This is a genomic window from Niveispirillum sp. BGYR6 (assembly GCF_027568365.1).
Lineage (GTDB): Bacteria > Pseudomonadota > Alphaproteobacteria > Azospirillales > Azospirillaceae > Niveispirillum.
Genome location: NZ_JANLNL010000001.1, coordinates 551,178 through 576,035, shown reverse-complemented (window position 1 = coordinate 576,035; position 24,858 = coordinate 551,178). Strand labels below are relative to the sequence as shown.

23 protein-coding genes are annotated in these 24,858 nt (G+C 62.4%); 11 read left to right on the top strand and 12 right to left on the bottom strand.

All coding sequences use genetic code 11. The annotated features are described in order from the left end of the window. Positions 1–105 precede the first annotated feature (105 nt). The 5 genes from PCJ49_RS02395 to PCJ49_RS02375 all read right to left on the bottom strand — a co-directional run bounded on the left by PCJ49_RS02395 (position 106) and on the right by PCJ49_RS02375 (position 6,399). A complete protein-coding gene (locus PCJ49_RS02395; RefSeq protein WP_269909541.1) occupies positions 106–2,847 on the bottom strand; it encodes a TonB-dependent receptor in 2,742 nt (913 codons plus the stop codon). Positions 2,848–3,072: 225 nt separating this feature from the next. Beyond that, positions 3,073–4,047 carry a PDR/VanB family oxidoreductase gene (locus PCJ49_RS02390; RefSeq protein WP_269909540.1) on the bottom strand — a complete coding sequence of 325 codons (975 nt, stop codon included), beginning with the start codon at positions 4,045–4,047 and terminating at the stop codon, positions 3,073–3,075. Positions 4,048–4,081: 34 nt separating this feature from the next. Further along, entirely contained in the window at positions 4,082–4,816 is a 735-nt protein-coding gene (locus PCJ49_RS02385) for a GntR family transcriptional regulator (RefSeq protein ID WP_269909539.1), read from the bottom strand. Between the two features lie 9 nt (positions 4,817–4,825). Next, entirely contained in the window at positions 4,826–5,872 is a 1,047-nt protein-coding gene (locus tag PCJ49_RS02380; protein WP_247878746.1) for an aromatic ring-hydroxylating dioxygenase subunit alpha, read from the bottom strand. Positions 5,873–6,024: 152 nt separating this feature from the next. Beyond that, complete coding sequence (locus tag PCJ49_RS02375) at positions 6,025–6,399, bottom strand: cyclic nucleotide-binding domain-containing protein (protein ID WP_269909538.1); 375 nt, start codon at positions 6,397–6,399, stop codon at positions 6,025–6,027. A gap of 127 nt (positions 6,400–6,526) precedes the next feature. Between PCJ49_RS02375 and PCJ49_RS02370 the strand changes: the two genes are divergently transcribed. From PCJ49_RS02370 to PCJ49_RS02345, 6 genes are all read left to right on the top strand, one after another. Then, positions 6,527–7,126, top strand: coding sequence for a TetR/AcrR family transcriptional regulator (locus PCJ49_RS02370; RefSeq protein ID WP_089287070.1), 600 nt, complete (start codon positions 6,527–6,529; stop codon positions 7,124–7,126). 138 nt (positions 7,127–7,264) lie between these two features. Next, positions 7,265–8,077 carry an alpha/beta fold hydrolase gene (locus PCJ49_RS02365; protein WP_269909537.1) on the top strand — a complete coding sequence of 271 codons (813 nt, stop codon included), beginning with the start codon at positions 7,265–7,267 and terminating at the stop codon, positions 8,075–8,077. 180 nt (positions 8,078–8,257) lie between these two features. Continuing rightward, positions 8,258–8,851, top strand: a complete 594-nt coding sequence (locus tag PCJ49_RS02360; RefSeq protein WP_269909536.1) for a hypothetical protein — start codon at positions 8,258–8,260, stop codon at positions 8,849–8,851. Positions 8,852–8,941: 90 nt separating this feature from the next. Then, the gene (locus tag PCJ49_RS02355; RefSeq protein ID WP_269909535.1) at positions 8,942–9,349 is read left to right on the top strand and encodes an MAPEG family protein; all 408 of its coding nucleotides are present in this window, start codon (positions 8,942–8,944) and stop codon (positions 9,347–9,349) included. A gap of 54 nt (positions 9,350–9,403) precedes the next feature. After that, the gene (locus PCJ49_RS02350; protein ID WP_269909534.1) at positions 9,404–10,084 is read left to right on the top strand and encodes an SDR family oxidoreductase; all 681 of its coding nucleotides are present in this window, start codon (positions 9,404–9,406) and stop codon (positions 10,082–10,084) included. 19 nt (positions 10,085–10,103) lie between these two features. Further along, positions 10,104–10,715, top strand: coding sequence for a 2-hydroxychromene-2-carboxylate isomerase (locus PCJ49_RS02345; RefSeq protein WP_269909533.1), 612 nt, complete (start codon positions 10,104–10,106; stop codon positions 10,713–10,715). Here the strand turns inward: PCJ49_RS02345 and PCJ49_RS02340 are convergent, their stop codons facing one another. Beyond that, complete coding sequence (locus tag PCJ49_RS02340; protein WP_269909532.1) at positions 10,716–11,933, bottom strand: TetR/AcrR family transcriptional regulator; 1,218 nt, start codon at positions 11,931–11,933, stop codon at positions 10,716–10,718. It lies immediately after the preceding gene. A gap of 158 nt (positions 11,934–12,091) precedes the next feature. On the opposite strand from PCJ49_RS02340, the gene PCJ49_RS02335 reads away from it, so the two are divergent. Both PCJ49_RS02335 and PCJ49_RS02330 read left to right on the top strand, forming a co-directional pair. Continuing rightward, positions 12,092–12,907 (top strand): thioesterase family protein, encoded by an 816-nt coding sequence (locus PCJ49_RS02335; protein ID WP_269909531.1) that lies wholly within the window; start codon positions 12,092–12,094, stop codon positions 12,905–12,907. Between the two features lie 12 nt (positions 12,908–12,919). Then, on the top strand, positions 12,920–13,360 hold the full coding sequence (locus tag PCJ49_RS02330; RefSeq protein WP_269909530.1) for a thioesterase family protein: 441 nt from the start codon (positions 12,920–12,922) through the stop codon (positions 13,358–13,360). 6 nt (positions 13,361–13,366) lie between these two features. Here the strand turns inward: PCJ49_RS02330 and fmt are convergent, their stop codons facing one another. The 6 genes from fmt to PCJ49_RS02300 all read right to left on the bottom strand — a co-directional run bounded on the left by fmt (position 13,367) and on the right by PCJ49_RS02300 (position 19,088). Then, positions 13,367–14,290: a methionyl-tRNA formyltransferase gene (gene fmt, locus PCJ49_RS02325; RefSeq protein ID WP_269909529.1), complete on the bottom strand. Its 924-nt coding sequence runs from the start codon at positions 14,288–14,290 to the stop codon at positions 13,367–13,369. 42 nt (positions 14,291–14,332) lie between these two features. Beyond that, positions 14,333–14,842 (bottom strand): peptide deformylase, encoded by a 510-nt coding sequence (def, locus tag PCJ49_RS02320; protein WP_269909528.1) that lies wholly within the window; start codon positions 14,840–14,842, stop codon positions 14,333–14,335. Between the two features lie 103 nt (positions 14,843–14,945). After that, positions 14,946–16,490, bottom strand: coding sequence for a DNA recombination protein RmuC (gene rmuC / locus PCJ49_RS02315; RefSeq protein WP_269909527.1), 1,545 nt, complete (start codon positions 16,488–16,490; stop codon positions 14,946–14,948). An 82-nt stretch (positions 16,491–16,572) separates the two neighbouring features. Beyond that, entirely contained in the window at positions 16,573–17,208 is a 636-nt protein-coding gene (locus tag PCJ49_RS02310; RefSeq protein ID WP_269909526.1) for a GntR family transcriptional regulator, read from the bottom strand. Then, a complete protein-coding gene (locus PCJ49_RS02305; RefSeq protein ID WP_269909525.1) occupies positions 17,208–17,843 on the bottom strand; it encodes an isochorismatase family protein in 636 nt (211 codons plus the stop codon). The genes PCJ49_RS02310 and PCJ49_RS02305 overlap by 1 nt, the downstream gene beginning before the upstream one ends. Before the next feature lie 3 nt (positions 17,844–17,846). Beyond that, a complete protein-coding gene (locus tag PCJ49_RS02300) occupies positions 17,847–19,088 on the bottom strand; it encodes a CaiB/BaiF CoA-transferase family protein (protein WP_200819838.1) in 1,242 nt (413 codons plus the stop codon). Between the two features lie 268 nt (positions 19,089–19,356). On the opposite strand from PCJ49_RS02300, the gene PCJ49_RS02295 reads away from it, so the two are divergent. From PCJ49_RS02295 to PCJ49_RS02285, 3 genes are all read left to right on the top strand, one after another. Beyond that, positions 19,357–20,268: a hydroxymethylglutaryl-CoA lyase gene (locus tag PCJ49_RS02295; RefSeq protein ID WP_269909524.1), complete on the top strand. Its 912-nt coding sequence runs from the start codon at positions 19,357–19,359 to the stop codon at positions 20,266–20,268. Between the two features lie 121 nt (positions 20,269–20,389). Beyond that, positions 20,390–22,447, top strand: a complete 2,058-nt coding sequence (locus tag PCJ49_RS02290; RefSeq protein ID WP_269909523.1) for a hydantoinase/oxoprolinase family protein — start codon at positions 20,390–20,392, stop codon at positions 22,445–22,447. A 29-nt stretch (positions 22,448–22,476) separates the two neighbouring features. Next, the gene (locus PCJ49_RS02285) at positions 22,477–24,366 is read left to right on the top strand and encodes a hydantoinase B/oxoprolinase family protein (protein ID WP_269909522.1); all 1,890 of its coding nucleotides are present in this window, start codon (positions 22,477–22,479) and stop codon (positions 24,364–24,366) included. Positions 24,367–24,858 lie beyond the last annotated feature (492 nt).

Below are 24,858 nucleotides of genomic sequence, written 5' to 3'. Positions count from 1 at the left end.
CCAAGCGGCGGGCCGGCGGTCGCCGGCCTCCAACCCGCCGAAAGGTCAACCTTTCGGCGGGTTGGTATGAGACCCGGTGATCGTTTCCGACCACCGGGGTCGGCATCAGTACGTGTATTTGATGGTCAGCAGGCTGGTGGTGCCGCTATCCACCACGTCGGAGATCGCCAGGCTGTTCTTGCCCACATGCGACCAATAGGTGTAGTCGCCCAGCAGGTTGGAGACGGAGAGATCGACGCTGAAACCGCCTTCGAACTGGTAACCGGTATGCAGGTCCAGGCGGGTGGTCGGGCGGACCCAGAGATTATCCCAGGTGCCCGGCTGGTTCAGGAAGTTGTAAACGGAGACGTAGCTGCCGGTGTAATTATAGATGACGTCGAAGGTGAAGCCTTCATATTCATAGAACAACTGGGCATTGGCCAGCCATTCCGGGGCGTTCTGGATGCGCTGGCTGCGGCCCACAACATCGTTACCCAGGTCCACCGAGGTCCATTGCCGGGTGAGGTTGCCGCCGATGCCGAAGCCGTCGAACGGTTCCGGCAGATCCTTGAACTTCTGCCGCAGCGTCAATTCCAGGCCATAGACATCGCCCTTGCCGCCATTCTGCGGCGTCAAGGTACGGGTACGGCCGCTGCCGCCCAGGGCTGCATTCACGCCGTCGGAGCCGTTCTCGTAGAGATAATCCGACAGGTGCTTGTAATAGCCACCGAAGGAGGCATAGCCGCCCCAATCGCTGCGCCATTCACCCGACAGATCGGCGTTCAGCGAACGGATCGGCTTCAGGTCCGGGTTGCCCATGGTGATGGTGGTGACGCCGTCATCCGACAGGTCATAGCGCGCACCACCGGCCAACTGCACAAAGGCCGGACGGGTGTAGGAGGTCCAGACCGCCGCGCGGTAAACGCTGCTGTCATCCGGGCGCCAGTTGGCGTGGATGCTGGGCAGCCATTCATTATAGGTGGTGTCGGTCTTGGCCCAGTTGCCGCCGACGCTGCTGCTGGCCGGCAGTTGCCAGAAGGTGTTCTTGATCTCGGTATGTTCAAAGCGCAGGCCCGGGATCAGTTCCAGATCGCCCAACTGCCACTGACCCATGACATAGGCGGAGCTGACGGCTTCGCGGCCCTTCTGGGTGTTGCAGTTCATATTATCGACATAGGGCCGACCACCACCGCAGCTATCGAAGCTGGCCGCATTCTGGTACTTGCGGAACAGTTCCAACATCCGCTCGTGATCGATTTTCGGCACCGACCAGCCATATTTGCCGGGGAAAATCTCGTCATAGCTGTCCTTGGCAATGCCCAGGCTGGACCAGGTGGGACGGCCGCCGACCAGATTGGAGAAATGGTCGTTGGTCCAGTCGCGGTTGGTCACCTTGCGCTGGCTGTCGATATATTTGGCGCCGAACTTGACATATTGCAGGCTGCCTTCATCGAAATCATGCTGCACGTCGATCTTGCCGCCGCGCTTGTCCTGGCCGCTGGCCTGGGAGGTCAACTGACCAGCGCGGCGGGCATAGAGTGCGGTGCCGGCATTATCCAGCGCATTGAACATTTCCGGCGTCAGCAGCGGGATGGGGAAGTTATTCTCATAGCCCATGGAGACGCCGCCGCCATAGTTCCAGCGGTCGTTGGAGCTATACTGGTCGTTACGGGCCGAGGCTTCCAGATGGTCCGGGCGGTTATTGTTGCCCATGCTGTAGAAAAGCTGCGGGGAGATCGTCCAGGCACCGATCTTCTTTTCTGCCCCCAACTGGAAGGTCGACAGATCGGCCTTTTCCGGGTTGGTTTCATACCAGATGGAGGTGCGGAACTTCTGGATGTCCAGGCCGTAGAGCCCGCTGGGCTGCTTGATACGCCCCTTGTTGGTGCTGACAATCTGGCTGAAGGTGCTGTTCTGCACCGTCTTGGCGAAGGCGTAGGAGGCGCGGAAATAGGCCTGCAGCGTCTCATCCGGGTGCCAGTCCAGCGACAGGTTGCCGCCGTAACGCGCGGTGCTGCCGTTCGACACGCCGAGATTGACGCCCGTCTGCACCACGTTGGAGAGCGGGTCCAGGCCCGGCGCGCTGTTGGAGCCGCCGGCATCGCCGGTCAGCGCATAGGCCCAGCCGCCATCGCTGCGGGCCGCCATGGCGCCGGCCATCTGGCTGTTGGCATAGTTGCGCTTGTCGTAATAGGCGCTGACATAGACGCCGAACTGGTCATCCTGGCCGAATTTGAAGGCCAGATCGCCGGCGGTGCCACCGCCCAGGCCGCTATCGCCATAATCACGCGCCCGGCTTTCCATGCGACCGGAGACGGTCATGCTGGCATGGACATCCTGCTTGAAATCATAGGCCGTGGGGGTGCGGAAATCGATGGTGCCGCCGATGGCATCGCCATCCATATCGGGCGTGGAGGTCTTGTTCAGCGCGATGGTGTGCAGGCCCGACGGCGGCAGCAGGCTCAGCTTCACGCCGCGGCTGTAGGGCATCCCCTGGGCCACGGTGATGCCGTTGATCATGTTGACATTATATTCGCTGTTCATGCCGCGCACGGCGGCGAACATGCCTTCACCACGGGCCGCACCATCAATGCCGCCGAAGAAGGACTGGCCGGTATTCACCACCGTCACGCCCGGCAGCAGGCCCAGTGCTTCGGCCACATTGTGCACAGCGGTATGTTCCAGATCCTCGTTGGAGAGGATGGCGACGCTGTTCTTGGACTGCATCTGCGCGTCGCTCGCCTGATAGCGGGTGGCGACGACCAGGATCTCTTCCAGGACAAGGGGTTCATCCGCATGGGCGGCGGCGAAAGGGGCAAGCGCGACGGCGGTGGCCAGCAGCACCGATTTCAGGGCGGGGCGATGCATGATGATCCTCAAAGGCTCCGTACTTGGGTTTGGAGGGATGTCACCACCCCTCATCAGCCAAGACGCATCCCGCACCGCAATAACCGCGTGTCACAGAACTTTCTTAAATCAAATCAAGGTGTAACGAAAATGACATCTTCAGATATGCTGTCTTCCATAAAGAATAACCGGCGGTCGGCCAGGGGCTGATACGCCCCCTGCCGACCGCCGGCCCGTTCATTCAACTCAAGCCGGACGATAGCCGGTATCGATCACAGCATGGCCGCCGGCAATGCGGGACACGCAGGCGCACATGCGCTTGCCTTCGTGCTTTTCCTCATCCCCCAGGAAGACATCCCGGTGGTCGATGGGCTGGTCATGGTCCAGCACCTCAACGGCGCAGAGGCCGCATTCCCCCCGCTTGCAATCATGGATCATGGCCACGCCCGCTTCCATCAGCGCATCCAGCAGCGACTGGTCGGGCGGAACGGTGACGGTCAGGTCATAGCCCTTCACCGCCACCTGGAAGGGGGTTTCGGTGAAGCGGCCAGTATCGCCGAACACTTCAAAGCGCAGGCGGCTGATCGGGCGGCCGGCGGCGGTCCAGGCCTTTTTTGCTGCCTCCAGCATGGGCAGGGGCCCGCAAATATAAAGCTCCCCATCCGGGGACAGCTTGGCAATTTCCCCCGCCATATCCACCATGGACCCCTGGTCCTGCGGATGGATTGAGAGATCATCGCCAAGCGCGGCGCGCAGCGGTTCCAGGAAGGGCATCGCCCCCAGGCTCTGCCCACCATAGGCCATGCGCAGCTTGGCACCGCGTGCCTTCAGCGCCAGCGCCATGCCGTAAATCGGGGTGACGCCGATACCGCCTGCCATCAGCAGATAGTCGGTGGCCCGCCAGGACAGATCAAAGCGGTTTTCCGGCGTGGTGATGCGCACCGCATCACCCGGCTTCAGCGTGAACATGAAGCGGGAGCCGCCCCGGCTGTGCGGATGCAGCTTCACCGCCACCGCAACATGGCCGGGGGCGGCATCGGGCAGACAGCTATAGGTGCGCAGGGCGTGGCCATTCTCGATCGCCACCCGAATGGCAATGTGCGAGCCGGGATCGAACGCCGCCAGCACGACGGGGGCGGCAAATTCAACACGGCGGATGCCTTCAGCGATATCGTCAACGCGCGTTACCCGCGCATCCAGCCAGGTGACATCATTCTTCATTATATTTCCTCCCTGTATTATTGGTGGGGCTGCGTCAGCCGGCGACCAGCGCCAGCGCCGGGAACCGGCGCAAAGCCTCGCTGCCCCCTTCCATCACGGTTTCCAGATTGCGGCGGGCCAGCCGCGCATGTTCACGCGCCACAGATTCCGCCCGCGCCCCTTCGCGCAGGCTGATCGCTTCCACCATCGCCCGGTGCTGGGCCTGGGCCAGCACCAGCGAATGCGGCACCACCGGTTTCGCCCCCGCCTTTTCCAGAAAGGCGCTGGGGGAGGCGAAGGGCAGGCGGGTAATCCGCTCGATCTCCCGCTCGATGGTTACGCTGCCGGACAGGCCGGAGAGCAGGTTGTGGAACTCCTCATTCAAGGCGATATAGCGTTCCATCGACGGGTCGGCCGGGTTCTGGACCACCACCAGATCAATGGCTTCCAGCACCCGGTTGATGGCCAGCATCCGGCGCGGTTCCACCCCCCGTTCGGCCGCCAGCCGGGCGGCGGTACCTTCCAGCACGCCGCGCAGCTCAATGGCGTCAATCGCCTCATCCAGGGTGAAACGGCGGGGGATATGGCCCCCCGCCGGCACCCGTTCCAGCAGACCTTCCTGTTCCAGCCGGGCAAGGGCGGCGCGGATGGGCGTGCGGGAGAGCCCGAGTTTTTCCGCCAGTCCCGGTTCGGACAGGCGTTCACCCGGTTCCACCGCCCCGCGCAGGATCAAATCCCGGATGCCAGCCAGGGCCCGCACCGTCTGCGCCGCGTCCTTGTTGTAGCTCATGTGGGTGTCTTACTCGGCTGCCAGTGAGGCGACGGGGCGGTTTTCGTCAGCAATCATCTTGTCGATCAGCCGGCGCGCCCACATGGAACCGGCATCGATGTTGAGATTGTAGAAGACATGGCCCGGATTATCATCAATGGCCCGCTGCTGCGCCTCCAGGATGCGTTCATCTTCCCGGAAGATGCCGGACACGCCTTCGCGGATCTTGTGCGTGCGGGCCTGATTGTGGATGTCGAAATTGCGGGCAAAGGCCCAGAAATAATGGCAGGTCTTGTCGGTTTCCGGCGTCAGGCAGTTGATGACGCGGCCATCTACGCCCTTGCTGCGGTCGCCTTCCGGCGCGCCGGTGCCGGTGGGGGCGACCCCCACCTCAATGATGATGGTGGAGGGGGCGGTGAAATTGATGATCTGCCAGCGGTCCACATGTTCCTTCTGGCCAAGATTTTCTGCCCAGAAGGGGGGTGCATCAATATCGATCATCCAGCGGGTGATGGTGGCCGTCTTCTGGCTGTGCGTGGCGGTAAAGGGTGCCTCCGCCACGGCCTGATTGCCGATGGAGCTGCTATGCACAAAGGTTTCGTGCGTCAGATCCATCAGATTGTCGACCACCAGCCGGTAATCACACTTGGCATGGATCACCTTGCCGTCGCCGGCCCAGGCGGGATCGGTGGCCCAATGGATATCGGGGATCAGGTCCGGGTCGGCCAGGGCCGGATCGCCCGGCCAGATCCACAGGAAACGATAGCGTTCCACCAGCGGATAGCTTTTCACGCAAGCCGACGGGTTGATGGTATCTTGCGACGGCATGTATACACATCGCCCGGTATCATCGAATTTCAGTCCGTGATAGCCGCAGACCACCCGGTCTTCCTCCAGCCGGCCCAACGACAGCGGCAATAAGCGGTGCCAGCAGGCATCAGCCAGCGCCACCGGGGTGCCATCCAGCTTGCGGTACATCACCACCTGCTTGTTGCAGATGGTGCGCGCCAGCAGGCTGCGCCCCAGTTCCACATCATAGGCGGCGACATACCAGGCGTTAAGGGGGAAGCCCGTCATCAAATCTCTCCCTGGGTGTATGTTATTCTTCATACCTGTATACAGCTATCCAGGGCATGAGTCGAGAGACGATTTTCACGCCGATATATTCACTCAGCAGAAACAATAAGGCAGGGACAGCGGCGGCCTGATCGGGCAGGGGCCCCAGGGCTTCAGCCCAGCTTGGCCTCCAGCTCATCCAGCCGTTTGGCCATGGTGCGGATATTGTCGATCAGCAATTGCACCAGTTGGCGCAACAGCGGATCGGCGCCATACAGACTTTCGCGCAGCACGCTGGCCGGCATCCGCATCAGCACCGACTCCATCTCGGCCGACGCATTGGCCATACGGGGTTTGCGGTCGAAAATGGCCATTTCGCCGAAGACGCCCTTTTCATCGACCGCACCGATGATGGTGGGATGCTCGATCTCCCCCCGCCAGATACGCACCCGGCCCTTTTCTACCACATAAAGGCTGTCGCCTGGATCGCCTTCCTTGAAGATCATCTCACCGGGTGCGAAAGTACGGCGTTCGAACGCGGCGGACATGGGCAAGGCGCTCCCGCAATGATTAACGGCTGCGCCATCATTACGCCCGACACCGGCATTTGGCTATAGGCTGCCATGTTGGGCGTAGGGGATTGACAATAGCACGACCGTTCGTATTATTTTCTCCATGAGCAAAGGGGAACGCACACGCGCCACCATCCTGGACGAAGCGCTGGCTATGACCAGCACGGACGGGTTGACGGGCCTGACCATCGGCACGCTGGCGGAACGGCTGGGCATGTCGAAAAGCGGGCTGTTCGCGCATTTCGGCAGCAAGGAGATGTTGCAGGCCGCCGTGCTGGGGCGGGCGGCGGAGCTGTATGCCGATACGGTGGTGCGCCCGGCCATGGCTTTGCCGCGCGGGTTGCCGCGCGTGCTGGGCCTGTTTGAGAATTGGATCGCCTGGACGCTGGCCCCGGTTCTGCCCGGCGGCTGTCCGATCCAGGCCGCGTCGATTGAGTTTGACGACAGGCCCGGCCCCTTGCGCGACATGATCATCCGCCATCAGGAAGATTTGCGCCATCTGGTGACCGGGGCGGTGAAGCGCGCTGTGGATGAAGGCCATCTGCGCGCTGACCTGGATGTGGAACAGTTCGCGTTTGAGGGGATTTCGCTGTGCTTCGGTTTCACCCAAACCTATCGCCTGCTGAAAGATCCACGGGCGGAGGCTTGGGTGCGGACGGCCATCAATCAGTTGATTGAGCGCAGCCGACCGGTTGGGGCGTAATTCGGGTTCAACGGGCGTTGCAGACGCTCATCAGGGAAATGGGGGACAATCATGGCCCATGTGAGTTTTTACTCCGAAAAAAGCACGAACGATCGGTTTAATTTATGGTCGGCACTGCCCCATTTGCCGGACTGGCTGATGCCGCTCTCGCGGGCAGAGCGGGCGGCGGATCTCTATCTGGTGCCCGAACGGCATGTGGCGCCGCCGGCATTGCCGGAACCGGCGGGTGGAATGGTGCTGGCGGTGCCGGGCATGGTTCCCCACCTGAATGCCCGGCTCTGGGGGGCGGAGCGGGTGGCGGCCCCCCTGATCCTGCTGGCCCATGATTGGGAAGGGCAGATACAGGACATGATGCCGCTGATCATCGCGCTGACCGATGCCGGCGCGCGGGTGGTGGCCTTCGACGCGCCGGCCCATGGGCGCAGCGGCGGCGATGTCTCCCATGTTCTTTCCATGGCTGCCGCCGTCCAGGCCGTGGCCAAAGCGGCAGGGGGGCCGGTTGATCTGGCCATCGGCCATGGGTTGGGGGGCAGCGCCATGGTTGCCGCCATGGCAGACGGGTTTCAGCCCGGCCGCGTGGCCTTACTGGCCCCGATGGCGGATGTCCGCTGGCCGGTGCAGCAGATTGCCCAGGTTCTGGCCCTGACAGAGGCGGAACAGGCGGCCATGTTGCAGCGGATCGATCAGGCCTTGGGGCAGCCGCTGCATGGGCTGACCCTGCATCCGCCGGTGGGGACTGTGACTGGCCTGCTGATCCATAGCAGTGACGACCGGGTGGCCCCGGTCGCCGATGCGCTGCATCTGGCCGCCTTCTGGCCAGGAATGCGTCGGCATCTGGTGGATGGGTTGGGCCATCGCCGGCTGTTGGCGGATCGCGCTGTAGCCGACCTGATCATCCGTTTCGCCTTTGACGGGCAGGGCAGCGTCGACCGGCACGCCGATTTAGGCTAAGTTATGGTGAGAGGTCGCCCATGAACATCTGACTATTTTCCAGTCTCCACCGTCATTCCCGCCTGCGCGGAATGACGGTGGAGAGACAGAAAGGCTTCAGAAGATACAGTAATTTCCTGGAAAAACACCGATGAATTGTCGTAAATTATAGTAAAATAAGAATCTATGAAGGATAATCCTATGGAAAAAATGGTAATTTCAAGAAATAAAAAATTGATGGATATTAAATTAAATTTTAAATTAAATTACAGAGATATAAGTATACACAGTTTCTGTATTTATAAAAAATATATTTTTGTAATAACTTTGATATCCATCGGATTTTCTTGCGTTTTTGTGTTGCCAGCTCACGCATTTTGCCTTTATCATGGTGTATTTTCCGCTAAAACAACCATTGCGCAGGAGTTTGCTGATTCAAAATGGGTCGTTCGTGCCAGGGTGATTGCTGCCGATTACCATTGGTCGGATGAAGACGATTCCTGGACCCTTTACAAACTCGAAACTGTCGAGAGCTTTAAGGGGAAACTACCGGCGAAATTCACGTTCTTTACGTACCGAGACAGCGGCGGATTCTATATGGATGCCGAAGGCGGCACACCGGACCTGGCGGGGGAGTATCTACTCTTTCTCATACCCCGCCCTTGGCCGAAGACAGATCCATCCGCAGCCAAGAATGCCTTGTGGGTCAATTATAATTGCGGCCAGTCGAAAGCCTGGCCCAAAGTGACGCCAGAGGAAGTAGCTCAACTTCGAGCACTTAGAACACAGCCTTAATAGAAGGTTTGGACGATCACTTGGGGGCAAGGGGTAGCGTACCAGACTATAAACTGTTCTTGATAAACAACAAATCAGGGGAAATGTCAGATGCCGTTCATGGTGACGCCGCTTTATGCCGGCCTGTTGGGGATTGTGCTGCTTGTGCTCAGCTTTCTGGTCTCGCGCCAGCGGATGCGGCACAATGTGTCGGTCGGTGATGGCGGCGTGCCCGCCCTGATCGGGGCCATCCGTGCCCAGGGAAATTTTGTGGAATATGTGCCGCTGACGCTGATCCTGCTGACACTGCTGGAACTGACGCACCATTCCCTTTATCTGCTGCATGGGCTGGGTATTGCCCTGGTGCTGGGCCGGGTGCTGCACGCCTATGGCATCTCCACCCGGCCGGAGGGGCGCAGTTTCGGGCGGATGTGGGGCATTCTGCTGACCTGGATTCCCATGCTGGCGGCCTCTGTCCTGCTGATCATTGCGGCGGTTTATCACCTGCTGGCGGCTTGATCTGCCCGATTGTCATCCACAATCTCAGGTTTGGACATCAGGGAGGGAGGCATTATGCCGCTTGTCGTTATCACCGGGGCCAATCGGGGGATCGGCCTGGAATTGGCCCGCCAATATGCCGCCGATGGCTGGCAGGTGGTGGCCACCCGCCGGGATGGGAGCAACCAAGGCGGTCTGGCCGATTTGGCTGGGGTGGAGGTCCAGCCCTTGGCGGTGAATGCGGCGGAGTCCATCGCCGCCTTTGCCGCCTTGATGCAAGGCCGTGCCATCGACCTGCTGATCCATAATGCTGGCACCATGGGGCCGGACCCGACCCGGCAATCAAAGGATGGGATTGATGCGGCCGGCTGGCTGGAAACCATGCAGGTCAATGCCCTGGCACCCATCCTGCTGACCCTGGCCCTGAAGGATAATCTGCGGCCGGGAGCCAAGGTGGCGACGCTGTCCAGCCAGCTGGCATCGCTGGCTGAGAATGTATCCGGCGGCCTTTATGCCTACCGCGCCTCCAAGGCGGCGGTGAATATGGGTATCCGCAGCCTGGCGGCCGATCTGGCCGATCAGGGGATCATCCTGCTGGCCCTGCATCCCGGCTGGGTGCAGACCGATATGGGCGGGCCGAAGGCGCCGCTGCCGGTGGGGGACAGTGTGGCCGGCCTGCGGCGGGTGATTGCCGCTGCCGGACCCACCGATACTGCCAGCTTCATCGCCTTTGACGGGCGGCGCATTCCCTGGTGAATGTCTGGGAGACATGGCGATGGACCGCTCACCGATTGAGTTCTTTTTCGATTTCGCTTCGCCCTATGCCTATCTGGCGGCCTGCCGGGTGGATGCCGTGGCCGCCGATCTGGGCCGGGTGGTTCGCTGGCGGCCCATCCTGCTGGGGGCGGTGTTCAAGGTGACGGCCGGCCAGCCCAACCTGATGAAGCCGCTGCAGGGCGATTATCTGCGCCATGATGTGCCGCGCTGTGCCCGCCACTGGGGTATTACCGTGGCCCACCCTTTGCCCATGCCCTTTGCTTCGCTTGCTGCGTCGCGCGGATTCTATTGGTTGGAGGGGCAGGGCGGCGACGGGCATCTGCCGGCGGCCTTTGCCCGTGCCATTTTCAATGCGCATTGGGCCGAGGGGCGGGATATGGCGTTGCCGGAAAATGTGCTGGATGTTGCGGCCGGCCTTGGCATTGACCGTGATGCCATGGAACAGGGCATGGCGGAGACGGCCATCAAGGAAAGGCTGCGGGCGGAAACGGATGCTGCCATTGCGCGCGGTGTCTTCGGTGCCCCCTTCTTCCTGGTTGATGGCGAACCCTTCTGGGGGGCCGACCGGCTGGACCAGATGGCGGAATGGCTGCGGGCCGGTGGCTGGTGATCAGCCCCGGCCGAACAGCCCGTCAAACAGCGTGGCGGCATAGGTGGTGACCGCCTGTCCCGGCGGTTGCTTTGCCGCCCAGGGCGCCAGCTCATAGGCGGCGTTGACCATCGCCATGATGGTCTGCGAGGCAACCAACGGATCAACCGTGCGGATCGAGCCTTCGATGATGCCGTCAATCACCATGCCGGCAAACCGCCGTGCCAGCCGGTTGGATTGCTTGATTACCTCATCCCGCAGATCATTCGGCAAAGCCTGCAGCGCCACGCTGCGCAACAGGGGCGCGCGCCGGCTGTCAAATTGCAGGTCCAGCAGGGTGGCGACGGCGGCGGCAAGCCGGTCGCGCTGACTGACGCGGGGCAGGGCAATGGCCATATCCTGCGCCTGTTTCACCACCGCGAAACTGCGCTGGAAACAGGCATAGACCAGATCATCCTTGGCATCCAGATGATGGTAGAAACTGCCCTTGGTGACGTTCAGTTCCGCCACGATTCGGTCAACCGAGGCGCCGCGATAGCCGCGCGCATTGATCAGCCTTGTAGCGGCGGCCAGAAAATCCCGCTTGCTGCCATCCTCCTCCAGCGCCGGCAGGGACAGGATGCTGGGCGACCAGCCCCCCCCTTCCGGGGCCAGCCCCTGGGCGAACAGATCCAGCAGGCGATGGCGCACCCGGTCATATTCTTCCGGCATATGCAGCGGCAGCCAGGCCTGTACCCAGAACAGGGATTCCAGCAGCACATGGGTGCGGGCTGTATTGGCCCAGCGGGTCGCCTGTTGGCTGTTATCACCAAACAGGTCGCGCACGGTGCGGTAACTGTCATGATACTGGTTCAGCAGCCGCTCACGCTGCGGTTCTTCCATAGCGCGCATGTCGGAGATGCGCGCCACCGCCGGTTCTACCCCCCGCCGGATGGCATGGTAGGTGGCAAAAAAACCATCCACCAGCGCCGCAACCCGGGCGCGCGGCCCGCCGCCATGCCGCCCGGCACCGGTCACCAGGGCCCGGAACCGTTCCAGCGTATCATCGAAACAGGCTTCCGCCAGTTGATCCTTGCGTTTGAAATAATAGGTGACGCTGGTGGTGCTGAGCCCGACAAGGGCCGCCACCTCCCCCAGTGTCATGCCGCGAATCCCCTGATCATAGATCAGGCCGGAAGCGGCGGCGATGATCAGGTCGCGCTTGTTGCGCTGGCGGCTGGCGGCGGTCAGATCAGTCATGGCGATGAAGTTATCATGTCATCTTCATGTCGTCATGGCCCGCATACAGGTGCAGTGCAATTTTATCGTAAAATTAGTATGGCTGGATGATTTTGTTTGCCAATAATCAAGCGACTGGGCAGAATTTTCAGTATTAAACAACCCGGAATCAAATATCGATGGTTGAAGAGAATGGGGAGGGGGCGGCCATGTCCCTGGCTGCCTTGTTGAATGCCGCCGCGTGGGAGGGGACGGGATTCTCCGTCACGGTGCCGGCCAGCTGGGCCCAGGGGCGCACCGCCTATGGCGGCCTGTCGGCGGCCCTGGCATTGGAGGCGGCCCGGCGCTTTGCCCCGGACCTGCCGCCTTTGCGTTCTGCCCAGATCGCCTTTATCGGGCCGCTGGGGGGCCGGGTGCAGGTTACGGCGTCACTGCTGCGGCGGGGCCGTTCCAGCGCTTATATCCAGGCCGATGTGATGGGGGAGAATGGGCTGGGCCTGCGGGCGATCTTTCTGTTCATGGCCGCCCAATCCTCCAGCGTGGATGTCACCCGGCATCCGATGCCGGATGTGCCGCCGCCGGGGGCCAAGCCCCTGGAATTCCCGGTGGAACAGCGCCCGGCCTTCACGGAGAATTTCGATTACCGGCCGGCCATTTTCTGGCAGGCCAAGGATGGCACGCCGCGCAGCGACTTTGCCTTCTGGGTCCGCCTGCGCGATGGGCGGGATATCGATCCTTCTGTCGGCCTGCTGGCGTTGGCCGACGCGCTTCCCCCGGCCGCCATGCCGCTGGCCCGCCGGCCGGGGCCGACCAGTTCGGCCAACTGGACGATCAATTTCATGCAGCATCCGCCTGTGACCACGGATGGCTGGTGGCTGTTGCGCTCCACCCTGCAGAATGCGGTGGATGGCAACAGCAGCCAACAGATGGGCATCTGGAACCGGGACGGTTTACCGGTGGCCGCCGGTATGCAGCATGTGGCGCTGTTCTTTTAAGGGGTAGCAAACATGGCCCGTGAACCCACGCCCACCCGCGCGCAATACCGGCACTTCTCCCCGCTGGGCACGCGCTGGATGGATAATGACGTCTATGGTCACGTCAATAACGTGACCTATTATTCCTATTTCGATACGGCGGTGAATGAATATCTCATCCGCGCCGGGGTGCTGGATATTCATGGGGGTGCTGTGATCGGGCTGGTGGTGGAAACCGGCTGCCGTTACTTCGCCCCCGTTGCCTTTCCCGATCAATTGGATATCGGCATCGCCGTCACCAAGCTGGGCAACAGTTCCGTCCGGTATGAGGTGGGGATTTTCCGGCAGGGGACGGAGGAGGCCGCCGCCGCCGGCCATTTCATCCATGTCTATGTGGATCGGGAAAACCGGCGACCGACGCCGCTGCCCGACGATTTCCGGGCAGCGCTGACACGATTGCTGGTGGATAATTAATCCAGCTTAAACAAGCCGTTCGCCGACCTTGTGCGGAAAGCCATTGAGGAAGGCGGCGGCATCCACCGGGCCGCGGCCGGGCCGCTGTACCCGCAACAGGCGCAACGCCCCCTCGCCACAGGCCAGCGTGCCGGTGCTGTCCAGCAGAGTGCCGGCTGCCGCCTTGCCGGCCACCGGCTCGGCGGATAGCACCTTCAGCTTTTCCCCATTGGGCAGGTCGATCCAGCAGCCGGGCCAGGGGTTTAGCCCCCGGATTTGCCGATCCAGTTCAAGGGCGGGGCGCGACAGGTCCAGCCGGCCTTCATCCTTCACCAGCTTGGCGGCATAGGTCACGCCCTCGGTTGGTTGGGGTTCCGGTTTCAGGCTGCCATCAGCGATGCCGGGCAGGGCCGCCACCATCAGCCGGGCGCCCATGGCGGCCAGCGCGTCATGCAGTTCCGATACAATCATGCGCGGGCCGATGGCGATGCTGTCCTTCAACAGCATGGTGCCGGTATCCAGCCCGGCATCCATCTGCATGATTGTCACGCCGGTTTCGGCGTCGCCGGCCAGCAGGGCGCGGTGGATAGGGGCGGCTCCCCGCCAGCGCGGCAGCAGGCTGGCATGGACGTTGATGCAGCCCAGGCGCGGCGCGTCCAGCACCACCTGCGGCAGGATCAGCCCATAGGCGGCGACAATGGCCGCATCCAGCCCCAGTTCGGCAAATTCCCGCTGGGCGTCGGCATGGCGCAGGCTTTTCGGCGTGCGCACTGGGATACCCAGGGCTTCCGCCCGGCGATGCACCGGCGATGCCTGCAGCTGCTGGCCGCGCCCGGCGGGGCGGGGCGGCTGGCTATAGACACAGACCACCTGATGGCCGGCCTGCACCAGCGCATCCAGGATGCCAACCGAAAAATCCGGCGTGCCCATGAAGGCGAGGCGCAGCGACATTGTGGAATATCCAGGCAACGGGAAAGGGGCGGTCGGCGCGAATCAGCCGCGCTTGGCCTTGTTATACTTGCGCAGCACCATATTGCGCTTCAGCGACGACAGATGATCGATGAACAGCACGCCGTTCAGGTGATCAATTTCATGCTGTATACAGGTGGCCAGCAGGCCATCGGCATCCATTTCCTGCACCTCCCCGGCGCGGTCAACATAACGCACGCGGACCTGGGCCGGGCGGGTGACGTCGGCATAGATTTCCGGGATGGACAGGCAGCCTTCCTGCGTCACCGCCAGTTCATCCGAGGTCCAGATCAGTTCCGGGTTGACCATGGCCAGCGGGTTCGGCTTTTCGTTCTTGTGGTCGGTGACATCGACCACGATCAGCCGTTCCAGGATGCCCACCTGCGGGGCGGCCAGACCGATGCCGGGCGCCTTGTACATCGTCTCCAGCATATTATCCATCAGGTCGGCGACACGACCGTCCACATTGTCCAGCGGCTTGCACTTGGCCTTCAGGCGGGTGTCGGGGATGGTGAGGATGGGCAGCAGAGACATTTCTTCTTCGGTCCGGCGGGCGGGGGTGGAACGCGGATGGCATTATTACATTGTGGGCAGATAGGCCCCAAGCCCTTTGGCGTCAAGCGCCATGGGTGCGGGTCTACTCCCCCGCCAGCGGGGCCGGCAGCCCATCATTTTCCGGCAAGGGGTCGGCCAGGGCCATGGGCTGGCGCGGCGCATGGTCCAGCGGGGCCAGTTCGGGCAGGCTGGCGCCATCGGGGGCGGCACGCAAATCCTTGAAGCGCCGGGCGGTGACCAGCACCCGCGATTCCAGCGAGGCCACGGCGGCATTATAGCTGTTAACCGCCCCGCCCAGCCCCTTGCCGACACGGCCCATATGGTCGGCCATCACCGCCAGCCGCTCATAAAGCTCCCGCCCCAACTGGCTGATGGTCTGGGCATTGCGGGTCAGCGCCTCCTGCCGCCAGCCATAGGAGACGGCGCGCAGCAGGGCGATCAGGGTGGTGGGGGTGGCCGGGATCACCGATTGGTCAATCCCGGCTTCAATCAGGCCGGGATCCTGCTCCAAGGCGGCGGAGAAGAAATTCTCCCCCGGTAGGAACAGCACGACAAATTCCGGGGCCGGATCGAACTGCGCCCAATAACGCTTCTCCCCCAGCCCCTTCATATGGTCGCGGATATGCCGGGCGTGGCGGGCCAGATGCACCATCTTGGCCCGGTCATCGCCATCCTGCGTGGCATCCAGATAGGCTTCCAGGGGGGCCTTGGCATCCACGACAATGCTTTTGCCGCCGGGCAGGCGGACGATCAGGTCCGGTCGCAGCCGCGCGCCGTCGCTGGTCTGGGTGCTGGCCTGTTCGAAGAAATCGCAATGGTCCAGCATCCCGGCCATTTCCACCACGCGGCGGAGCTGGATTTCGCCCCAGCGGCCCCGGGTCACCGGGCTGCGCAGGGCCTTCACCAGATTGCCGGTTTCCGCCCGCAACTGGCCTTGCCCCTCCATCAGATGGGCGATCTGCGTCTTCAACTCCACATAGGCACCCACCCGCGCCTGTTCGATGCCCTGCACCGCCTCCCCGAACTTGGTCAGGTGGTCGCGGATGGGGGTGACCAGAGCGTCAATGGCGGCATTGCGCTTATCCAGGTCGCCGCGTGCCGATTCCTGGAATTTTTCCAGCTGCGCCTGGGCTAGCGTCAGGAAATCGCGGTTATTGGCGGAAAGTGCTTCTGCCGACAGGGCCTTGAAGGCATCCCCCAGCCGGGCTTGCGCCTGATCCAGCAGGGCAAGCTTCTCTGTATTGCCGCGCCGTTCCTGTTCCAACTCAGTGCGGGTTTCGGCCAGAGCTGCTTGCAGATGGGATTGTTCATCCTGGGCCTCGGCCAACCGCTCTTCCAGCAGCGGCACGCGTTCCGCCACCGCCTCTGCCGCTGCCCGTGCCGCCTGTTCGCCCATCCATTGCCGGCGGAGATCGGCCAGTAGCCGGTCTCGCTCCGCCAATTCATGGCGAAGTTCCCCCAGATGCCGGCCCATATGGTCGCGTTCGGCCCGCAGGCCCGCCACCTCCGCCCGCAAGCCGGCCAGCCGCCGGGCCGCCCCCTGGCGCAGCCAGAGGGCGACAAGACTGGCCGCCAACAGGGCGCCAAGGATCAGGGATAACGGATCAAGGGAGAAGCTGGCGGGCAAGGGCAGAGGTTCCGGTTATCAACGCACGGGTACGCGTCATGATAACCGCAACCAATTAAAATGGGAACAGAATACGAACAAATTACGGGGCGGCCATGCCGCTGGACCAGCTATGCCAGGCATTGGCGATGTGGGAGCGCATGACGGACGCTGCCCAATCGGCATCGCGCAGCCGCAGGGCCGCCACCAGTTCCCGATGGTGCCGGTTGCTGCGTTCCAATGCTGCCTGATCATAGGCATGGAAGGTCCGGTTGATCACCGGCGCTTCCACCAGATGCGGCATCAATGCTGCCAGCAGCCGGCTGCCGGCGGCTGACAGGATGGTGTGGTGGAACTCCCCATTCAGGGTCAGATAATCATCCCCCTTATGGGCCACGCAGGTTTCCATGGCGTCGGCCAGGGCCTGCAACCGCTCAATCTCTTCATCACTGATGCGGGATGCCGCCAGGGTGACGGCATGGGCCTCCATCAGCCCGCGCAGGCGGAACTGTTCCTCCAGCTCCCGATAGGACCAGTCCGGTACCAGCACGCCGGCCCCGCTGTCCGGTTTGGCGGCCAAACCTTCGGCCACCAGACGGCGCAGGGCTTCGCGGATCGGCGTGCGACTGACGCCGATCCGCTCGGCCAGTTCCTCTTCCTTCAACCGGCTGCCCGGTGGAAGCGTGCCATCCAGGATCAGCCCCCGGACGGCCTGATAGGCCCTGGCCGTCGCACTCATCACACGCTACCTGCCAAATGGCTGATCGCCTCTTCCAACGCAATCACGTCGGCATATTTGGCGTTCAGGTCGAACAGGTTGGCTTCCTGGATGCGCGGGTCGCGGTCGCCCACGGCTTCCCGCACCACCAGGGGAATGAACCCGTTCTGGCAGGCATCCAGGGCCGAGGCCCGCACACAGCCCGAGGTGGAAAGCCCGGCGATCAGCACCGTATCCACGCCCATGGCGGTGAAGGTGGCGGCCAGGGAGGTGCCGAAAAAGGCGCTGGCATATTGCTTGGTCACCACCGGTTCGGACGGCAACGGTTCCAGCCCGTCGGCGAAGGCAGCCCATTGCGGGTGCTTGTCGCGTTCAAAACAGCTCAGCGCCTTGACCTTCCGGAAAAACACCCCGCCATCCACGCCGCCGGGCGTATAGGCAACATTGGTGTGGATCACCGGGATGCCGGCGGCGCGTGCGGCGCGCAACAGGGCTTCCGCCCCGTCGCGCGTCTTCTCCACCCCCGCATAAAGCGGACAGGCCGGGTCGAGATAGGCTTTGACGAAATCAATGATAAGCAGGGCGGGGCGCTTGCCCCAACCCAGCCGGTTGCCGAAACCGGCCTGCGCGTAATCGGCATTCAGATCTTTCGTCATGGCTCAGATGATCCCTGCGGCTTTCAGGCTGGCCAGCTTCTCGCCATTCAGGCCCAGAACGCCGGACAGGATTTCTTCCGTATGCTGGCCCAGTTCCGGGCCGGCATGAACAACGCCGCCCGGTGTATCCGACAGGCGGGGGGCGACATTCTGCATCGCCAGCTTGCCGAAGATCGGGTGGGCCACCTTGATGATGTTCTGGCGGGCTTGGAAATGCGGGTCGACCAGCATTTCCGGGGTGCGATAGATACGGCCGGCCGGCACGCCATGCTTTTCCATCAGCTCCAGCAGGGTGGCGCTGTCCACCGTGCGGGTCCAATCGGCGATCAGGTCATCCAGTTCCTGCTGCACGGCACCACGGGCGGAATGGGTGGCGTAGCGCGGGTTGGTCGCTAGCTCCGGCTGGCCCATCGCCTCTGCCAGACGCTTGAACACGGTATCCTGGTTGGCGGCGATCAGTATCATCTGATCATCGCTGGCCGGATAGACATTGGACGGGGCGACGTTGGGCAGAATCGGGCCGGTACGTTCGCGGATATAGCCGGTCTGATCATATTCGGTGATCAGGCTTTCCATCATCGCCAGCACGGCTTCATAGATGGCGCTGTCCACCACCTGGCCACGACCGGTGCGTTCACGGGCATGGATGGCCATCAAGGCACCCAGGGCCGCATAGGTGGCGGCCAGGCTGTCACCGATGGAAATGCCCATGCGCGACGGAGCGGTGGAGGGATCACCCACCACATAGCGCAGGCCGCCCATGGCTTCACCGATGGAACCATAGCCGGCCTGGCTGGAATAGGGACCGGTCTGGCCGAAACCGGTGACGCGCACCATCACCAGTTTCGGGTTGATCTTGGACAGCACATCATAGCCCAGGCCCCAGCGTTCCATGGTGCCGGGACGGAAATTCTCGATCAGGATGTCGGACTTGGCCACCAGATCGCGCACGATATCCTGGGCCGCCTTTTCACGCAGGTTGAGCGTGACCGACTTCTTGTTACGGGCCACCACCGGCCACCAGAGCGACTTGCCATGGGGCTTTTCCCGGCCCCATTCGCGCATCGGATCGCCCACGCCCGGCTGTTCCAGCTTGATCACTTCCGCGCCGAAATCGGCCAGCAGCTGACCGCAGAAGGGGCCAGCCAGCAGCTGGCCCATTTCGATCACGCGCAGATCCGTCAGCGGACCCTGACGGGTGGCGACCTGACCTTCACCCAGGGTTTCAGTGGCCTTCTCGGTCACGGCGTTCTCCTCATTCAATGTATACATAAACCGGATGGGGCCGGTAAGGCGCGCCGCGTGGCGAAAACCGGCCGTCAAGCGGGAGAATGCACCGAACATAGCCAGTATACAAGGAATAAGCCGCCTTTCTGACCGTGGAGTGGTCGTGGATGAAATCGTCACGGTTTTCCGCTTGTCAGTCCATCAGCCTCATGTTTGTATACATAAAGACAGGGCGGGGCCGACGCCTTTTGCGCGCCTCTGCCGGATTTTCCAAGGATAGGGACAGATGGCTGGTTCGATCGAAATCGTGGAAGTCAGCCCGCGCGACGGGCTGCAGAACGAAGCCGTGCTGGTCAGCACGGAAGCCAAAGTGGAACTGGTCAACCGGGCCATTGCCGCAGGTGTACGCCGGATTGAGGTGACCAGCTTCGTCAACCCCAAGCGCGTGCCGCAGATGGCCGATGCGGAGGCTGTGCTGTCCGCTCTGCCCAAGGATAAGGGTGTTTCCTATATTGGCTTGGCGCTGAACGGGCGCGGTTTTGATCGGGCGCTGGCGGCAGGCGCTTCGGAAGTCAATTATGTGCTGGTCGCCTCCGACACCTTCTCCACCCGCAATAATGGCGCGCCGACGCTGGACACGCTGACCGGCTGGGCCGAAGTGGCCGCCGCCGCGCGGGCCGCCAAAATCCCCACCAGCATCACCATCGGCGCTGCCTTTGGCTGCCCCTTTGAAGGGGAAGTGCCGGTGGAACGGGTGGTGGAAATCGCCAAACGGGCGGCCGAGCACGGCACGGATGAAATCGCCCTTGCCGACACGATCGGCGTGGGCAGCCCGGCCGATGTGGTGGAACGCTTCACCGCCGTGGCCAAGGCCCTGCCGGGGATGCGGCTGCGGGCGCATTTCCACAATACCCGTAATACCGGTATCGCCAATGCCTATGCCGCCATCACGGCTGGCGTGACGGTGCTGGACAGCTCCCTGGGCGGGATTGGCGGCTGCCCCTTCGCACCCGCCGCCACCGGCAATATCCCGACCGAAGATCTGGTCTACATGCTGAACCGCATGAAGATCGAAACCGGCGTCGATCTGGTCACCGCCATTGAGGGGGCCAAGTGGCTGGAAGGGGTTCTGGGGCGGCAGAACCCGGCCATGCTGGGCCGGGCCGGCATCTTCCCGCCGGTGGCAAAGGCGGCCTGATCGGCCGTTCAACCGGCGCTTTAACCGCCTTGTGGCTGGCGTTGCCGGGCGCAGTGCTGCCCGCAAATGAATGGGGCCTCATGCCCCCATGCGAACAAATCGGGTCGAACAGGAGAGAGTGATGGCTTACAGGCTGGGCGTGGATGTGGGGGGTACCTTCACCGACCTTCTGCTGATCGAGGATGAGACGGGTGAGACGTTCCGCGACAAGGTGCCGTCCACCCCGCACGACCCGTCGGTTGCCGTCGTCAATGGCACGCTGAAGATTTGTGCCAAGGCGAAGATCGACCCCAAGGATGTGCAGCTGTTCATGCACGGCACCACGGTGGCCACCAACACGGTGCTGACCAGCACCGGCGCCAAGGTGGGCCTGGTGACGACGGATGGTTACCGCCAGGTACTGCACATTGCCCGTTCCTTCGTGCCGGGCGGTCTGGCCGGCTGGATCGTCTGGAACAAGCCGCCGCTGACCGCCCCGCTGGAATCCACGGTGGAAGTGCCGGAACGCATTGGCGCAGACGGCTCAATCGTCACCCCGCTGGATGAAGCCGCCTTGCGCACCGCCCTGGAAGGGCTGAAGAAGGAGGGGATCGAGGCGCTGACCATCTCCTTCATCAACGCCTATCGCAACGACGTGCATGAAAAGCGCGCCGGTGAGATCGCCCGGGAAGTCTTCCCCGACCTGCCGATCTCGCTGTCATCTGAAGTCCTGCCGGAAATGCAGGAATATGAGCGTGCGCTGACCACCGTTGCCAACTCCTATGTCCGTCCGCGCGTGGCCAATTATGTGCGCAACCTGAAGGCGGAGCTGAACAAGGCCGGCATGAACGGGCAGATGAACCTGCTGCGCTCCGATGCCGGGTTGATGAGCTTTGAGAAGGCGCAGGACCACCCGGTCAACCTGCTGATGAGCGGCCCCGCCGGCGGCGTGGCCGGTGCCATGTGGGTGTGCGGCAAGTCCGGTTTTGGCAATCTGCTGACCGTGGATGTCGGCGGCACCTCCACCGATGTGGCGCTGATTGAAAATGGCCAGCCGCGTTTGGCGCGTGAAACCGAATGCGGTGACCTGAAGGTGCGTGCCACCTCCCTGGATATCCGCACCGTGGGTGCCGGTGGCGGTTCCATCGCCTTCGTGCCGGAACTGACCAAGGCGCTGCGCGTCGGCCCGGCCTCTGCCGGTGCCGTTCCCGGCCCCGTCTGCTATTCCCGTGGCGGCGATAAGCCGACCGTGACCGATGCCAATGTGGTGCTGGGCTATCTGCCCGAGGAATTGCTGGGCGGGACCATGCGCCTGGACCGTCCGGCGGCGGCCGCCTCAGTGCAGGTCATCGCCGACACGCTGGGCATCAGCGTGCAGGAGGCCGCCAACGGCATTTATTCCATCGCCAATGAAACGATGATGGGCGCGCTGCGCCTGATCTCCGTCCAGCAGGGCTATGATCCACGTGATTTTGCGCTGGTGGCTTTTGGCGGTGCCGGCCCGCTGCACGCCAACGCGCTGGGCAAGCTGTTGGGCAGCTGGCCGGTGATCGTGCCCCCCAGCCCCGGCGTGCTCTGCGCCTTTGGCGATGCCACCACCCGCCTGCGCGCCGAACGCGCCAAGTCTATCGGCAAGCCGTTCCCGGATGTCAGCAACCAAAACGTGGCCGATGTGCTGCGCGAGCTGCACGCCGCTGTTTCCAAGGAATTGTTGGCCGAAGGCGTGCCGGAGGCCGAGCAGGAAATCACTTTCGAAGCCGGTGTGCGCTATTCCGGTCAGGCCTTCGAGGTTTCCCTGCCGGTCACCCTGGATGGGTTCGCGGCTGCTGGCCTGGAAAACCTGGGCGCTGCCTTTGATAAGGAGCATGAGCGCCTGTTCACCTTCTGCCTGGAATCGGACCGCGAGCTGGTGACGGTGCGTGCCACGGCCCTGGGCAAGGCATCAGCCATCAAGCTGGAGAAGCTGCCGGAAGGTAATGGCGACCCGTCTGCCGCCAAGGTGCGCGACCATGCCATCTGGGCCGATGGCAAGGAACATCCAGCGGTCATCTATGATCGTGCCAAGCTGAAGGCGGGCGACCGCGTCATCGGCCCGGCCATCATCTGCGAGATGGACAGCACCACCGTGCTGCTGCCCGAGCATGTGGCCGAGGTCGATCCCTATGGGCTGATCCTGATCCGCCCGCTCGCCGCCCAGTGATTTCCAGCTTCTGAGAAGGGGATAGACCCATGGTTGCCCAGATCATTCAGACCAACCCGACCCCGTTCCAGAAGATCGCCATCGACCCGATCACGCTGGACATTATTGAAAACGCCCTGCGCAATGCCCGCGCGGAGATGGATGCCACCCTGTTCCGCACGGCCATGTCGCCGGGCATCCGCGAACAGGGCGACGCCTTCCCGCTGATCGCCAACCATGAAGGCAAGATGGTTGTTGGCCAGTTCGGTTCCTTCCTGGGTGGCTTCCTGAAGAACTATAAGAACACGATTGAGGAAGGCGATGTCATCTGGCTGTCGGACCCGTACTCCGTCGAAGGGGCCATCAGCCATTTGAACGACTGGCTGATCATCCTGCCCGTGTTCCATGATGGGCGTCTGGTCGCCTGGACCTGCCATTTTGGCCATCAGACCGATGTGGGCGGCAAGGTGCCCGGCTCCCTGCCGACCGATGCCACCTCCATCTTCCAGGAAGGCATCCGCATCCCGCCGATCAAGCTGTACCGCAAGGGCGTGCTGAACGAGGATGTGCTGGAACTGGTGCTGAACAACACCCGCACCCGCGACTGGTGCCGGTCGGACCTGAACGCCATCATCGCGTCTTGCCGCATTGCCGGTCGCCGTATCGTGGAAATGTGCAAGCGTTTCCAGACCGATGTCTATATCTCTGCCGTGGATGAGCTGCTGGAGCGCAACAAGCGCGCCATGGCCAAGCTGATCGAAACCTCGATCAGCACGGAGAAGGTCAGCTTTGAAGATTATATCTGCGATGATGGTCGCGGCTTCGGTCCCTTCAAGCTGAAGGCCACCATGTGGCGTGAGGGGGAGAAGGTGATCCTGGACTGGGACGGCACTTCGCCCCAGTCGGAAAGCTCGATCAATTTCTACCTGAATGAAAACATGCTGAAGATGTTCTTCGGCATTTACATGATCATGGTGTTCGACCCGCAGATCCTGTTCAACGATGGGTTCTATGATCTGGTTGAAACCCGCATCCCCGAAGGCTCCCTGCTGAAGCCGAAATACCCGGCGGCACTCTCCTGCCGTACCCATGGTATCGGTCGCGTGTTCGACGTGCTGGGGGCCCTGCTGGGCCAGCGCACGCCGGAATTCCTCAACGCTGCCGGCTTCTCCTCCTCCCCGCACCTGATGCTCTCGGGCACCTATCGCGGGTCGGGCAAGTATTACCAGCTGTTCCAGATCGGCTTCGGCGGCATCCCCGGCCGTCCGTTCGGCGACGGGCCGGATGGTCACTCCCTGTGGCCAAACTTTACCAATGTGCCGAACGAGTTTCTGGAAGCCTATTTCCCGCTGCGGATTGAGCGTTACGAGACGATCCCTGACAGCGGCGGGCCGGGCCTGCACCGTGGCGGCAATGGGGTGCGCATCTCCTATCGCTTCCTGGAGCCGGGGGCCATTGCCATCCATGATGACCGCTGGTTCACCTATCCCTGGGGTGTGAATGGCGGTGAGCCGGGTTGGCGTTCCCGCCGTGTGCTGATCCGCGCCAATGGTGTGGAAGAGGTGCTGGCCGCCAAGATCGACGATATCCAGGTCCGCCCCGGCGACCTGCTGATCTTCGACACCTGGGGCGGCGGCGGCTGGGGCGACCCGCTGGCCCGCGATCCGGCCCTGGTGGCAACCGATGTGAAGCGCGGTCTGGTGACCCGGGACGGCGCCAAGCGTTATGGTGTTGTCATCGCGGCTGATGGTTCGGTGGATGCGGCCGCCACCGTGGCGCTGCGTGACGAACTGGCCACCAAGCGCGGTGAAATCGGCCTGTTCAATTTCGGCGGCACCATCGAAGAGCTGCGGGAGCGCTGTCTGACGGAAACCGGTCTGCCGGCGCCGAAGGATCCATCCCTGCAGAACAGTGTGCAGCTGGAGACGACGGGGGCCTGATCCCCGGTCGACATAGACTGATTCACAGCGAAAAAGCCCTGCGAAACCCGGTTTCGCAGGGCTTTTTTATCGAGTTGATCATGGGGCCATCATCGGGCGGCGGCGTTCTCAGCCGCTAGAGCCGGGTGCGTTTAACCGGAAACGCACCCGGCTCTAAATCCTTGTTCAGCGAGCGGATTCACGCTCCAAAGCGATTTCGCTTTTCCGCGATCCGCTCTAAGCCTTTGCTGCAAAGGCAGCGCAGTATCAGAAAGTTTCATAGAAAATCATTTTCTTATTGAATTGTTTCTAATTTTCAACATATATTTTTTGTAGTACAACCGATAGAACAACGAAGACACTGCCTTGGCGACAAACACAAGGACGGGATGGAAGTAGGGAGGGGCAAAGAAGCCGGGGAGGTTGCGTCCACCGGAGTAAATCTACCCCGGCATGTTGTAGAGGAGGCCACGCCTTAAGCGGGGTACTGACAGGACATCCCGAAATACGGAC

Excerpts from the sequence above, each read along its gene's own strand:
- PCJ49_RS02395 (WP_269909541.1), bottom strand. The coding sequence starts at position 2,847 with ATGCATCGCCCCGCCCTGAAATCGGTGCTGCTGGCCACCGCCGTCGCG.
- PCJ49_RS02390 (WP_269909540.1), bottom strand. The coding sequence starts at position 4,047 with ATGAAGAATGATGTCACCTGGCTGGATGCGCGGGTAACGCGCGTTGAC.
- PCJ49_RS02385 (WP_269909539.1), bottom strand. The coding sequence starts at position 4,816 with ATGAGCTACAACAAGGACGCGGCGCAGACGGTGCGGGCCCTGGCTGGC.
- PCJ49_RS02380 (WP_247878746.1), bottom strand. The coding sequence starts at position 5,872 with ATGACGGGCTTCCCCCTTAACGCCTGGTATGTCGCCGCCTATGATGTG.
- PCJ49_RS02375 (WP_269909538.1), bottom strand. The coding sequence starts at position 6,399 with ATGTCCGCCGCGTTCGAACGCCGTACTTTCGCACCCGGTGAGATGATC.
- PCJ49_RS02370 (WP_089287070.1), top strand. The coding sequence starts at position 6,527 with ATGAGCAAAGGGGAACGCACACGCGCCACCATCCTGGACGAAGCGCTG.
- PCJ49_RS02365 (WP_269909537.1), top strand. The coding sequence starts at position 7,265 with ATGCCGCTCTCGCGGGCAGAGCGGGCGGCGGATCTCTATCTGGTGCCC.
- PCJ49_RS02360 (WP_269909536.1), top strand. The coding sequence starts at position 8,258 with ATGGAAAAAATGGTAATTTCAAGAAATAAAAAATTGATGGATATTAAA.
- PCJ49_RS02355 (WP_269909535.1), top strand. The coding sequence starts at position 8,942 with ATGCCGTTCATGGTGACGCCGCTTTATGCCGGCCTGTTGGGGATTGTG.
- PCJ49_RS02350 (WP_269909534.1), top strand. The coding sequence starts at position 9,404 with ATGCCGCTTGTCGTTATCACCGGGGCCAATCGGGGGATCGGCCTGGAA.
- PCJ49_RS02345 (WP_269909533.1), top strand. The coding sequence starts at position 10,104 with ATGGACCGCTCACCGATTGAGTTCTTTTTCGATTTCGCTTCGCCCTAT.
- PCJ49_RS02340 (WP_269909532.1), bottom strand. The coding sequence starts at position 11,933 with ATGACTGATCTGACCGCCGCCAGCCGCCAGCGCAACAAGCGCGACCTG.
- PCJ49_RS02335 (WP_269909531.1), top strand. The coding sequence starts at position 12,092 with ATGGTTGAAGAGAATGGGGAGGGGGCGGCCATGTCCCTGGCTGCCTTG.
- PCJ49_RS02330 (WP_269909530.1), top strand. The coding sequence starts at position 12,920 with ATGGCCCGTGAACCCACGCCCACCCGCGCGCAATACCGGCACTTCTCC.
- fmt (WP_269909529.1), bottom strand. The coding sequence starts at position 14,290 with ATGTCGCTGCGCCTCGCCTTCATGGGCACGCCGGATTTTTCGGTTGGC.
- def (WP_269909528.1), bottom strand. The coding sequence starts at position 14,842 with ATGTCTCTGCTGCCCATCCTCACCATCCCCGACACCCGCCTGAAGGCC.
- PCJ49_RS02310 (WP_269909526.1), bottom strand. The coding sequence starts at position 17,208 with ATGAGTGCGACGGCCAGGGCCTATCAGGCCGTCCGGGGGCTGATCCTG.
- PCJ49_RS02305 (WP_269909525.1), bottom strand. The coding sequence starts at position 17,843 with ATGACGAAAGATCTGAATGCCGATTACGCGCAGGCCGGTTTCGGCAAC.
- PCJ49_RS02295 (WP_269909524.1), top strand. The coding sequence starts at position 19,357 with ATGGCTGGTTCGATCGAAATCGTGGAAGTCAGCCCGCGCGACGGGCTG.
- PCJ49_RS02290 (WP_269909523.1), top strand. The coding sequence starts at position 20,390 with ATGGCTTACAGGCTGGGCGTGGATGTGGGGGGTACCTTCACCGACCTT.
- PCJ49_RS02285 (WP_269909522.1), top strand. The coding sequence starts at position 22,477 with ATGGTTGCCCAGATCATTCAGACCAACCCGACCCCGTTCCAGAAGATC.